This window comes from Vagococcus lutrae (genome assembly GCF_003987555.1).
GTDB classification, from domain to species: Bacteria; Bacillota; Bacilli; order Lactobacillales; family Vagococcaceae; genus Vagococcus_A; species Vagococcus_A lutrae.
This window is the reverse complement of the sequence record NZ_NGJW01000009.1, coordinates 75,443-88,779: the sequence shown is the minus strand read 5'-3', so window position 1 is coordinate 88,779 and position 13,337 is coordinate 75,443. Positions and strand designations below refer to the sequence as shown.

The window sequence follows — 13,337 nt, the reverse complement described above, 5'->3', positions numbered from 1 at the left end:
CAGAAGGTTAGGGGTTCGACTCCTCTTGGGTGCGTTTAACAAAGGTATACGGGAAGTAGCTCAGCTTGGTAGAGCACTTGGTTTGGGACCAAGGGGTCGCAGGTTCGAATCCTGTCTTCCCGATTTTAAAAAAAGCTATCGAATTAATGATGTATATCATTGATTGGATAGCTTTTTTTATTGGCTCTATCATTTAAAGCGAGATTATTTTTATAATTTCAAGTAAATCTTTCGTTTTAGTTTTGTTTTTTTAGTATTTACTTTATAATTTTGACAAGGTAGAAGCTTAATCAAACTTCTTTCTCTTTTTTGATGATTAACGTATAATTAAACTGAAGGTCAAAATTAGTCAAAATGAAGGGGTTGAAGTAGATGGGACAACCGAATATTTCCGATTTGATTGAGGCCTATATTAAAGCCATCTTAGAGGAGCAAGAGCAAATTGAAATTAGGCGTTCTGAAATTGCCGATCGTTTTAGCTGTGTTCCTTCTCAAATAAATTATGTCATAAATACACGTTTTACTGTGGCGCAAGGGTATAATGTTGAGAGTAAACGGGGTGGCGGAGGCTATATTCGTATTGAAAAAGTAGTATTAAATCAGTATGGAGATGTTTTGTCAGAACTTGATGAGTGGATAGGTAATACTTTATCTTACCAGGATAGTGTGGCAATTCTGCAACAATTATATAACTATGATATTATAAGCGAGAGAGAAGCCAATTTGATATTGACAGTATTGGCACCGGAAACGTTTCATCATAAAGCGAGTGAAGATAAGACGCGAGCAACGATGATGAGGTTGTTGCTAGAGCGACTTCGTTATGAAGAAAAGGGGTAATTTTATGGATTTGATGTTTACAGATAAGGCGAAAGCAGTATTACTGATAGCGCAAGATGAAGCAAGTTTTTTTAAACAAGGTTCTGTTGGTTCCGAACATTTATTATTAGCATTGGTGATTGAACCAGATGGTGTGGCCGGTAAAATATTACGTCATGCGAGTATTTCAGAAGGATTACTGCGTGAAGAGATTGAGCAGGCGACAGGTTATGGTGTGAGACGTAGTTATGGGGATAATGGTTATTTACCGTATTCTCCACGTTCTCGTAAAATATTAATGGTGGCACAAGAGGAAGCCAAACGATTACAATCACCGATGGTTGGTACAGAGCATTTATTATTAGGAATTTTAAGAGATGAAGAAATTTTAGCAGCTCGTTTGTTGCGTGACTTTGGTTTGGATTTACCGCATACACGTAAACAAGTATTGCGTAAAATGGGGTTAATTGATAGTAAGAACCCACGTGGCATGAAAAAGGAGCGGGTAAGTGTCTCCGAATCTCAGACGCCAACGTTAGATAGTTTAGCAAGAGATTTAACAGAATTGGCACGGCAAGAGCAGTTAGACCCTGTAATTGGACGAACGCCAGAGGTTGAACGACTTATTCAAATACTAAGTCGTCGTACGAAAAATAATCCGGTTTTAGTTGGAGAGCCGGGAGTTGGTAAGACGGCGATTGCTGAAGGGCTTGCGCAAAAGATAGTTAAAGGTGAAGTGCCAGAAGATATGGTGGAAAAACGATTGATGATGCTTGATATGGGCTCGCTTGTTGCGGGAACGAAGTATCGTGGTGAATTTGAAGATCGTTTGAAAAATGTCGTTAATGAGATTTATCAAGATGGGCAAGTTATTTTATTTATAGATGAGTTACATACATTGATTGGTGCGGGTGGAGCAGAGGGTGCGATTGATGCGTCCAATATTTTAAAACCTGCTTTAGCTCGTGGTGAGTTACAGACAATCGGTGCTACGACATTGGATGAATATCAAAAATATATTGAAAAAGATGCAGCTTTAGAGCGACGTTTTGCTAAAATTCAAGTGGATGAACCGACAGCGGAAGAATCGAAAGAGATTTTAGCGGGTATTCGTTCGCGTTATGAAGCACATCATAAGGTTAATATTACAGATGAAGCGATTGAGGCGGCGGTTGATTGGTCTATTCGTTATTTACCGTCACGTCAATTACCAGATAAGGCGATTGATTTAATTGATGAGGCTAGTGCGAGAGTGCGTTTATCTGGTAGCCCTGTGGTATCAAAGCGCGCAAAATTATTGGCAGTGTTAACGAAGTATCGTGAAGATAAGGAAGCTGCCGTTTTAGCGCAAAATTTTGAAGAAGCGTCAAAATTTAGAGAAAAAGAAAAAGCTCAGGAGCAAAAGTTACGTCAATATGATGAAGCACAGTCAGAAAAAGCGACGTATGATTTAAATGTGGCGACGGAAGATATTGCGGAGATTATTTCGCAATGGACGGGCATACCTTTGACACAGTTGGAGAAAAAGGAAAGCGAGCGTTTGTTGTCTTTAGAAAAAGAGCTGCATAAACGTGTAGTGGGTCAAGACGAGGCAGTTGTATCGGTTGCGAAAGCCATTCGACGTGCGCGAAGTGGATTGAAAGATCCACAGCGTCCGATTGGTTCATTTATGTTCCTAGGGCCGACGGGAGTTGGGAAAACAGAATTAGCCAAAGCGTTGGCTGAGACGATGTTTGGAGATGAGAGTGCTTTAATTCGCGTCGATATGTCAGAATTTATGGAGAAACATACGACGAGTCGTTTGATTGGCTCTCCTCCTGGATATGTTGGCTATGATGAAGGTGGACAATTGACGGAAAAAATTCGTCAAAAACCTTATTCTGTCGTCTTACTTGATGAGGTAGAGAAGGCTCATCCAGATATTTTTAACGTGCTATTGCAAGTGTTAGATGATGGTCATTTAACAGATGCGAAGGGACGTAAGGTGGACTTTAGAAATACGATTATTATTATGACATCTAATGTAGGAGCGACGGCTTTAAAAGAAGAAGTATCGGTTGGCTTTAATGTAAAAGACGTACGACATGACCATGAACAAATGCGTCGTCGGATTTTAGAAGAATTGAAAAAAGCATTCCGTCCAGAATTTTTAAATCGAATTGATGAAACAGTTGTCTTCCATTCATTAGATAAGACGGAATTACGTGAAATCGTTAATATTATGAGTCAATCTTTGGTGACGCGTTTAGCAGAACAAGATATCACGTTAAAATTAACGACGGCAGCGTTAGATGTGATTGGTGAAGCAGGATTTGATCCAGAATACGGTGCGCGCCCGCTCAAACGTGCTTTACAACGTGAAGTGGAAGATTTATTAAGTGAAGCGTTACTATCGGGTCAAATTGCAACAGGTGATCGTGTGACGATTGGTGCGTCGAAAGGTAAAATTACGTTAACCGTCCGTGAAAAATCTTTATCTAAATCATAGTTTTTAAAAGTAAATAGGGAATAAATTAGAAACTCTCTGTACGAAGTGATGTTTAAATGTTAGATGTGATGTCTAGCGTTTGAAGGTCGTGGTAATACAGAGAGTTTTTTTGTGAAAATTCGGTGGTTGGCAAGTCAGAAAACTTGTGATATTATTATCATAATTGTGTAGGGAGGAGTTTTTTTAGATGTCAATAAAGATAACAGCAACAGTTGAGTCATACGAACAGGCTCACAAACTTTTAGAAGCGGGTGTAGACACCCTTTATTTTGGTGAAGAAAAGTTTGGGTTGCGTTTACCGACGTCCTTTAGTCGAGAAGAACAAGTGGCGTTAATAGAATTAGCTCATAAGCACGGCAAGACTGCAACGGTAGCTGTCAATGGCATTATGCATCCAGCTAAAATGAAAGAAGTACCTGACTATTTAGATTTCTTGGCGGCTCATCATGTCGACCAGATTACCGTAGGCGATACGGGTGTTATCCATGTATTGCGAGAAAGAGAAGACGAGATTCCATACTTATATGACGGTCATACGATGGTAACAAGTGCGCGTCAGATTAACTTCTGGGGCAAACGCGGTGCAATCGGCGCTGTCATTGCGAGAGAGGTGCCTTTCGAGGAATTAAAACAAATGGCGCCTAAATTAGATATCTTTGGCGAAATTCTTGTCTATGGTGCGTCTTGTATTCATCAATCAAAACGTCCGCTTGTCGAAAATTATTTATCTTATATTGGAAATGAACATGATAAATCTAAAGAGGCGGGCTTGTTTTTATCAGAGCCGCGTAAAGGTGGCACGCATTACTCAATTTATGAAGATAGCCATGGCACCCATATTTTTGCGAACAATGATATTTCATTAATGAACGAACTTGGACAGTTGGTCGCTCATGATTATCGCCATTGGAAATTAGACGGTATTTATACGCCAGGCGAAACGTTTGTTGAGATTGTCTCGCTATTTATCGAAGCTCGACAAGCGATAATAGAGGGAACATGGACAGCGGCACGTGCGGAAGAATTGGCAGAAAAAGTCCAAGCATTGCATCCGGAAGAACGTGGTTTAGATACGGGCTTCTTTTTACTAGATCCTGATGAGGTGAAATAAATGACAACAAAAAATCAAACAACATTAAAACGTCCAGAGGTGTTAGCACCTGCTGGGACATTAGAAAAATTAAAAACGGCTATTCACTACGGAGCTGACGCTGTATATATTGGCGGAGATGCCTATGGTTTGCGTAGCCGAGCAGGAAACTTTAGTTATGAAGAGATGGCAGAGGGAGTAGCTTTTGCTAGAGAACATGATGCTAAAGTCTATGTGGCAGCGAATATGGTGACGCATGAAGGAGATGAAGAGGGCGCGGGAGAGTTTTTCCGCACTTTACGTGATATCGGGATTAGCGCTGTGATTGTCTCAGACCCTGCTTTGATTGAAATCTGTGCGACAGAAGCACCCGGATTACCGATTCATTTATCAACGCAAGCATCTGCTGCTAACTATGAAACGTTACAATTTTGGCAAAATGAAGGACTAGAACGTGTCGTCTTAGCTCGTGAAGTTTCAATGGACGAAATTAAAGAAATTCGCGAAAATACAGACGTAGAAATTGAAGCGTTCATTCATGGGGCAATGTGTATTTCATACTCTGGCCGTTGTACGTTATCGAATCATATGGCCAAACGAGATGCTAACCGTGGTGGCTGTTGTCAATCATGTCGTTGGAAATATGAGTTGTACGACTTACCTTTTGCTGGAGAAAAACGTTCTTTGACTGAAAATGGTGAAGTTTCAGAACCTTTCTCAATGAGTGCGGTAGATATGGCAATGATTGAAAATATTCCAGATTTAATACAAAACGGCGTAGATAGTTTTAAAATTGAAGGGCGTATGAAGTCGATTCATTATGTTTCTACGGTGGCAAATGTTTATAAAGCAGCGGTAGATAGCTATATGGCAGACCCAGAAAACTATGTGTGTAAACAAGAGTGGATTGATGAGCTTTGGAAAGTCGCGCAGAGAGAGCTGTCTACTGGTTTTTATTACCAAACACCGAGCGAAGATGAGCAGTTGTTTGGACCACGTCGTAAAATACCGGCATATAGTTTTATTGGTGAAGTGATGGCGTATGATCCAGAAACTAAGATGGCGACTATTCGCCAACGTAACCACTTTAGCGTGGGAGATGAAATTGAGTTTTATGGGCCAGGATTCCACCACTTTGAACAAACAGTTGAAGAAATGTGGAATGAAGAAGGGGAGAGCGTCGACCGTGCCCCTAATCCTATGATGTTATTGACGATGCAAGTTAAAGAACCTGTTGAAGTAGGCGACATGATTCGGAAGAAGAAATAAGAGGTTAGATTTTAATAAAATGGAAAAGGAAGGAAACATGGACGTTTCCTTCCTTTTTTTGTTCATTTTTATTTCATGAGGTATTTTGTATGATAATGAGTGTTTCTTTCATGTAAGAAACGTATCAATTGCAATTCGTTTGTGAAAGTACGTATAATTGAGGGTATAAAAGGTTTGAAAGGAGCACTAAAATGGAAAGGTATGATTATATTGTCATTGGTGGCGGTAGTGGAGGGATTGCTTCAGCGAATCGTGCAGGAATGCATGGAGCAAAGGTGCTGTTAATTGAGGCACAAGATTTAGGTGGGACGTGTGTTAATCTAGGATGCGTGCCAAAAAAAGTCATGTGGCAAGCGGCGACAATGCGTGAAATGATGTTGAAAGATGCTGAAAGCTATGGATTTGATGTGACGATTGACCGTTTCGATTTTAAACAATTGGTAGCGAATCGTGAAGCGTATATTAAACGTCTGCATACGGCGTACGACAATGGCTTGGCGAGTAATCAAGTCACAGTTGTAAAAGGTTATGGGAAAATTGTAGCACCACAAGTGGTAGAAGTTGAGGGAACTCAGTACACAGCACCTCATATCTTATTAGCAACGGGAGGGCATACGATATTCCCAGATATTCCTGGAGCGGAACATGGTCTGGGGTCAGATGATTTCTTTGGCTTAGAGACATTGCCAAAGCGTATCGCTGTTGTCGGTGCTGGTTATATAGCAGTTGAATTAGCCGGCGTGGTTCATGGATTGGGTGCTGAAACACATCTTGTTTATCGCCATGACCGTCCGCTACGTTCATTTGACCAAGAGATTGTAACAGAATTACAAGCTATCTATCAACAAGAAGGATTACATTTACATGGCTATACAGTACCGAAGAGTTTGCGAAAAGAAGCGGATGGTACGGTCACATTAGTCAATGAAAATGGTAAAGAGTTAAATGTCGATGCAGTGATTTGGGCAATTGGTCGTCGTCCAAATGTTGAAAACTTAGGGTTAGATAAAGTAGGAGTGGCGTTAACAGATAGTGGTTACATTGAAGTGGATCGTTATCAAAATACGTCAGCAGAAGGTATTTATGCAGTTGGTGATATGACGGGTCATTTAGAATTGACGCCCGTCGCGATTGCTGCAGGTCGTCGTCTTTCAGAACGTTTGTTTAATGGTAAGTTAGATGAACATCTGGACTATCGGAATGTGCCAACGGTTGTCTTTTCACATCCACCGATTGCAACAGTCGGTTTGACCGAAGAAGAAGCCGTAACAAAGTATGGTGAAAGTAATATCAAAGTCTATCGTAGTCAGTTCAATCCGATGTATTATGCTCTTCAAAAGCGAAAAATCAAGGCGACGATGAAGCTCGTTTGTGTTGGTAAAGAGGAACGTATTGTAGGTTTACACGGTGTCGGTATCGATGTGGACGAGATGTTGCAAGGTTTTGCTGTAGCTATTAAAATGGGCGCGACAAAACAAGATTTTGACAATACGGTTGCTATTCATCCAACAGGAGCCGAAGAGTTTGTGACCATGCGGTAAACTTTTAGATAAACGGACATAATATAATGAAAAAAAAGCATAAGAAAAGTTGGAAACTGTAGCATTTTAGACTATAATAAGACTGTGTTAAGAATGATTATTCTATCATAATAAAAAAGGAGGAAAAAATAGAATGGAAATTTTAACGCTTGCACGAATTCAGTTCGCTATGACGACTGTTTTTCACTTTTTATTCGTGCCGCTATCAATCGGACTAGGTCTTGCCGTTGCTATTATGGAAACTTTATATGTCATCAAAAAAGATGAAGTTTATAAAGACATGACAAAGTTTTGGGGAAAAATCTTTTTACTAAGCTTTGCAGTCGGAGTCGTTACCGGTATTATTCAAGAATTTCAATTTGGTATGAACTGGTCTGAATATTCACGCTTTATGGGGGACATCTTTGGAGCACCATTAGCGGTTGAGGCTTTATTAGCCTTTTTCTTAGAGTCAACATTTATTGGATTGTGGGCTTTTACATGGGATAAGGTGCCAAAGAAAGTGCATGCTTTATTCATGTGGCTGGTTGCTATCGGGTCTGCTTTATCCGCTTTATGGATTTTAGCTGCTAACTCGTTCATGCAACATCCAGTTGGCTTTACAATCAATCCGGAAACAAACCGAGCAGAGATGACTAGTTTCTTTGAACTATTGAAAAATAGTCAGCTTTGGTTAGAGTTCCCACACGTTCTATTCGGTGCCTTTGTAACAGGTGCGTTTGTGATTGCTGGTTTAGCTGCATTTAATTTAGCACGTAAACGTGACATCGAGTTTAACCGTAAATCATTGAAATTTGGTTTAATTATGGGGCTAATCTCATCTATCGTGGTCATTTTAGTTGGTCACCGTCAAGTAAACGATTTGATTCGTGAGCAACCGATGAAGTTTGCAGCAATGGAAGCTTTATATGAAGACACTGTCGATGAAAATGTGCCTTGGAAATTGATTGCTTTCCCAGATACGGACAAAAAAGAAGAAGGTTTTTCAATTGAAATTCCTTATATGTTAAGTATTTTAGGTTCGGATCATGAAGGTAGCTTTAAAGGAATGAAGACAGTCGATGCTGAGTTCCAAGAAGAGTTTAAAGAACAAATTGCCGACTACAAAGAGAAGTACGGCGAAGACATGAATTTCTATGTACCAGTTAAAACGTTATTCTGGAGCTTTAGATTCATGGCAGGATTTGGTACTTTGTTTGTCTTTATTGCAATGGTAGGATTATTCTTACTACGCGATAATAAGTTATTAGAAATGAAGTGGCTTTTACAAATAATTGGATTAATGACGTTCTTACCGTTTGTAGCCAATACATGTGGTTGGTTAATAACAGAGCTTGGACGTTTCCCTTGGACAGTTTACGGCTTGTTCACAATCGCAGATAGTGTGTCACCATCTGTAACAGCGGGCGAGTTATTAACGTCTAATATTATTTACTTCTTATTATTTAGCTTTATCGGTGCTATTTTAGTTCACTTTATTCATCGTGAACATAAACGCGGTCCTTACTATCAACCAGAAGTAGTCAATACTTCTCAAGATCCATTAGCGAAGGAGGCGTTTTAGATGATAGCAGGTTTAGAACCGTTACAGTTTTTATGGTTTGTGATTATTGCTGTATTGTTCGTTGGATTCTTCTTCCTAGAAGGTTTTGACTTTGGTGTCGGAATGTCTACGAAACTACTCGCTAAGAATAAACAAGAACGTGATTTAGTGATGGCAACGATTGGTCCTGTATGGGATGGAAACGAAGTATGGCTTATCACGGCTGGTGGAGCGATGTTTGCTTCATTCCCAGAGTGGTATGCGACTCTCTTTAGTGGTTTTTATATTCCATTTTTACTTATTTTAGTAGGCTTAATCATTCGTGGCGTTTCTTTTGAGTTTCGTGCTCATGCTGAAACAGAACGTGGTAAGAATATTTGGGAGTGGACATTGTTTATTGGAAGCGTGTTGATTCCATTTATGTTTGGGATGATTTTTACTAGCTTGATTCAAGGAATGCCTATCCAAGCTGATAAAAATATTGTGGCAAGTTTTGGCGACTATGTTAACTTCTTCTCGATTGTAGGGGGAGTAGCTGTGACATTGATTTCATTCATTCATGGTTTAAACTACATTCGTCTTAAAACAGATGGCCCGATTCGTTACCGTGCTGAAATGTATGCGAAACGCTTGTACCCAGTGTTGTTTGTGGGCTTAGTGGTATTTGCAGCATTAGTTTGGACGAAAACCGATTTTATCGAGTACCGTCCAACTTCAACCCTAGTGATTTTAGCCTTAATTGTGCTAGCAGCTGTGATTGCAGCATTTGGTACTTTTAAAGGGAAAGAAATGTTGTCATTTATCGCTTCAGGCGGTATTTTAGCGGGGATTGTGGCGCTTATCTTTAACGGCTTATTCCCACGTGTTATGATTGGTTCAGCAGATGCAGCGAGAGATTTATTGATTGCAGATGCAGCGAGCTCATTGGGCACGTTGAAAACAATGACGATTGTAACGATTATTTTACTACCGGTTGTATTAGGTTACCAAGGATGGTCTTACCATATCTTTAGAAAACGTCTAAAGGCTGGTAAACTCGGAGGACATTAGAGATGATAAATAAGAACATGTTTAAAATGAAAAATATACGACCTGTTCTTATCGGGCTTGCAGGATATAGTATCTTGCAAGCTCTTTTGATTATAGGGCAGGCTTATTATTTAGCCTTAAGTATTACTGAGGTGTGGGGCGGTCAACCGCTTCAATCGCAAACGACTCATATCATGTTGTTTTTTGGTGCGTTTCTGAGTCGCCAAGTATTAAATTATGTGAAGGATAAAGTTTTAGATGCCTATGCGTTTGAACAGGCAAGTTTGATTCGTCAAGAGTTGCTGGCAAAGGTGTTTGCGTTAGGTCCGAACTTTGTTCAAAAGCACGGGACGGGTAATATGGTGACGATGTCGATAGAAGGTATCGCACAAATTGAAAATTATATTCAAATTATTTTACCTAAATTGACAAATATGATGATTGTGCCGTGGATAATTTTAGTGTTTGTGTTCATGCAAGATATATCTTCAGGTATCGTATTACTAGTTGTTTTCCCACTTATTATTATTTTCATGATTGTGCTAGGTTATGCGGCTCGTGCGAAAGCCGATAAACAGTATGAAGGGTTTCAACGTTTAAGTAATCACTTTTTAGATTCATTACGTGGTTTAGAAACATTAAACTTATTAGGTTTGAGTAAACGGTATGAGAAAAATGTTTTTGATGTCAGTGAAAATTATCGTAAAGCGACAATGAGTACGTTAAAAATTGCGATTTTATCGACATTTGCGTTAGATTTCTTTTCAACACTATCTGTGGCGATTATCGCTTTATTTCTTGGGTTGCGATTGATAGAAGCAGAGATGTTATTGATGCCGGCATTGACGGTGTTGATTTTAGCGCCGGACTTTTTCTTACCCGTTCGTGACTTTGCGAATGATTATCACGCAACATTAGATGGTGGTAATACACTGGATTCGATTTATACGATTTTAGATGAGCCAGAGACAAAAGAAAGCCAAGCTTTGCCGATGACGTCTTGGGAAGCAACGGATAAGTTATCTTTAAAAAATGTTTCGGTTCAATATGATGCTCGTTATGAAACACGTGCGTTAAAAGAAATTTCGTTTGATTGGCAAGGGTACGGTAAAGTAGGAATTATCGGTCTATCTGGGTCTGGAAAATCAACGTTGATAAAAACGTTAGGAGGATTTTTGAGTCCTACGGCGGAAAGCGAGCTTTATATTAATGAGCAGCGCTTAAATACTTTGGCGGATGCACATTGGCAACGTCAACTATTTTATATTCCTCAAGATCCGTATCTGTTCCACGCGAGTCTGCGAGATAATATTTGTTTCTACGTCCCAGATGCGTCAGAAGAGGTCATTCAGCAAGCGGTTAATCAGGCAGGCTTAGCCTCGTTAGTTGCGGAGTTACCTGAGGGGCTAGCTACGATGATTGGTGACGGTGGTCAGATGTTAAGTGGGGGTCAAATGCAGCGTGTAGCGTTAGCTCGTGCGTTTGTTGACCAAGAGAGAAAAGTGCTCCTTTTTGATGAGCCGACTGCGCATTTGGACATTGAAACGGAAGCAGAGTTAAAGGAAACGATGTTGCCGCTATTTGATAATCATTTAGTCTTTTTTGCGACGCATCGTTTACATTGGATGAAAGAGATGGATTATATTTTAGTGATGGACCACGGAGAAATCGTGGAGCATGGAACGTATGAAGCGTTGAATGCTAAAGATGGTTATTATCAAGCGTTTGTCAAAGATATTATGCAAGGGAGGGACGACTAGTGAGTCATAAAAAATCATCACGCTTATTATTAAGCAAACAAGATACATGGGTACGTCCTTACTTCAAGAAATATCGTGGTCTATTAGCGCTCGTATTATTTTTAGGATTATTGACATTCTTTTCAGCAAGTGCGTTAATGTTTACGTCGGGTTATCTGATTAGTCGTTCGACAGATATTGGTCTGGTCAACTTAACGCGTCCGCCTCGTCCAGATAACGTCATGCGTGTTTACGTGCCGATTGTTTTGACGCGTGCGTTTGGGATAGGGCGTCCGACATTTCGTTATTTGGAGCGGTTAGGTAGTCATAATTGGGTATTGAAAATGACATCCGATATTCGTTTGCGTTTGTACCGCTCGCTAGAGTCACGTGCCGCACATTCGAAAGAGTCATTTCAAACCGGGCGAATTATGGGGATTTTAGCGGAAGATATTGAGCATATTCAAAATCTGTATTTGCGAACAATCTTCCCTACGATCATTGGCTTATTGCTTTATACATTAGTCGTGATAGGATTAGGGTATTTTTCTTGGCCGTTTGCTTTGTTTATCTTATTAATGTTTGGTGTCATGGTGATTGTAGTGCCTTTAGCATCTGTTGCTGTGAATAATGCACGCGTCTATCGTCGCAAATACAAGCGTCATGCGATGTATCAACAATTGACAGATGCTGTGCTTGGTGTAGGCGATTGGCAATATAGTGGTCGACAAGCTGACTTTTTAACGCGTTATACTCAAGCAGAAAAAGAAGTGCGTGTGGAGGATGCATCCCTTAACAAACAAACGCGCGTGCGTAATTTTATTACGCAACTGTTGTTTGGCATTATCATTGTTGCGATGTTTTATTGGGCGAGTGATTATTTCTTATCACGCCAACAAGCGAATTGGATTGCTGCATTTGTCTTAGCTGTGTTTCCATTAATGGATGCATTTGGTCCAATCAGTGAAGGAATTACGGAAACACCGATGTATGAAGATTCTGTCCAGCGTCTTCATGAACTTCCTGAAGTGAATGATGACACGCAAGCGACTACAACTGCTACGACAGTTTTACCCGTCAGTGCGGATATTCAGTTGGAAGAAGTGAGTTATCGCTATCACCCACAGTCGCGTGAATTGTTAACTTCATTTAATTTAACGATTCCAGCAGGGCAAAAAATCGCTGTCTTAGGAAAGAGCGGTACTGGAAAGACGACTCTTTCTAAGCTCATACGCGGCGATTTAACACCGGTTGCCGGTCAGATTACGATTGGTGGTATTCCTATGAGTGAGTTGCACGGACAAATGTCTCAAGTCATTGGTGTATTGAATCAAGCACCACATTTATTTGATACGACGCTAATGAACAATGTACGTTTAGGGAATCTAAATGCTAGTGATGAGGACGTTTTAAAGGCGATTGAACAGGCAGGGTTAAAGGAGCTAGTAGATAGTTTGCCAAAAGGTGCGCATACGATGGTAGAGGAAGGCGGTAAACGTTTTTCTGGTGGTGAGCAGCAACGGATTGCTTTAGCGCGTATCTTGCTACAAGATGTTCCGATTGTCATCATTGATGAGCCGACGATAGGTTTAGATCCTATTACCGAGCGAGCCTTACTAGCTACCGTCTTTTCTGTCTTGAAAGGGAAAACGATTATTTGGATTACGCATCACTTGATGTCCATAGAACAAGCTGACCGCGTGATTTTCTTAGAAGATGGACAGTTAAAAATGAATGGCACGCCTGCTGATTTACGAGCAGAGAATGAACATTATCAACATTTATTATCGTTAGACTATTTAAACTAAGAAAAACCCCT

General features: G+C 40.2%; 9 protein-coding genes and 1 tRNA gene. All 10 read left to right on the top strand.

Going from position 1 to position 13,337, the window contains the following annotated elements; all coding sequences use genetic code 11:
- Window positions 1-49: 49 nt before the first annotated feature.
- The 10 genes from CBF33_RS07385 to cydC all read left to right on the top strand — a co-directional run bounded on the left by CBF33_RS07385 (window position 50) and on the right by cydC (window position 13,326).
- Window positions 50-123: transfer RNA gene (locus tag CBF33_RS07385), tRNA-Pro, on the top strand.
- Window positions 124-372: 249 nt separating this feature from the next.
- Complete coding sequence (locus CBF33_RS07380; RefSeq protein WP_126762951.1) at window positions 373-840, top strand: CtsR family transcriptional regulator; 468 nt, start codon at window positions 373-375, stop codon at window positions 838-840.
- 4 nt (window positions 841-844) lie between these two features.
- The gene (locus CBF33_RS07375; protein WP_126762949.1) at window positions 845-3,307 is read left to right on the top strand and encodes an ATP-dependent Clp protease ATP-binding subunit; all 2,463 of its coding nucleotides are present in this window, start codon (window positions 845-847) and stop codon (window positions 3,305-3,307) included.
- Between the two features lie 187 nt (window positions 3,308-3,494).
- Window positions 3,495-4,418, top strand: coding sequence for a peptidase U32 family protein (locus tag CBF33_RS07370; RefSeq protein ID WP_126762947.1), 924 nt, complete (start codon window positions 3,495-3,497; stop codon window positions 4,416-4,418).
- Complete coding sequence (locus CBF33_RS07365) at window positions 4,419-5,666, top strand: peptidase U32 family protein (protein ID WP_023605822.1); 1,248 nt, start codon at window positions 4,419-4,421, stop codon at window positions 5,664-5,666.
- 191 nt (window positions 5,667-5,857) lie between these two features.
- Entirely contained in the window at window positions 5,858-7,207 is a 1,350-nt protein-coding gene (gor, locus tag CBF33_RS07360; RefSeq protein ID WP_126762945.1) for a glutathione-disulfide reductase, read from the top strand.
- A 133-nt stretch (window positions 7,208-7,340) separates the two neighbouring features.
- The gene (locus CBF33_RS07355; protein ID WP_126762943.1) at window positions 7,341-8,771 is read left to right on the top strand and encodes a cytochrome ubiquinol oxidase subunit I; all 1,431 of its coding nucleotides are present in this window, start codon (window positions 7,341-7,343) and stop codon (window positions 8,769-8,771) included.
- Window positions 8,772-9,800 (top strand): cytochrome d ubiquinol oxidase subunit II, encoded by a 1,029-nt coding sequence (gene cydB / locus CBF33_RS07350; RefSeq protein WP_126762941.1) that lies wholly within the window; start codon window positions 8,772-8,774, stop codon window positions 9,798-9,800. It begins immediately after the preceding gene.
- A gap of 2 nt (window positions 9,801-9,802) precedes the next feature.
- Window positions 9,803-11,539: a thiol reductant ABC exporter subunit CydD gene (gene cydD / locus CBF33_RS07345; RefSeq protein WP_126762939.1), complete on the top strand. Its 1,737-nt coding sequence runs from the start codon at window positions 9,803-9,805 to the stop codon at window positions 11,537-11,539.
- A complete protein-coding gene (gene cydC / locus CBF33_RS07340) occupies window positions 11,539-13,326 on the top strand; it encodes a thiol reductant ABC exporter subunit CydC (RefSeq protein WP_126762937.1) in 1,788 nt (595 codons plus the stop codon). Before cydD ends, cydC begins: the two co-directional genes overlap by 1 nt.
- The last annotated feature ends 11 nt before the right edge of the window (window positions 13,327-13,337 follow it).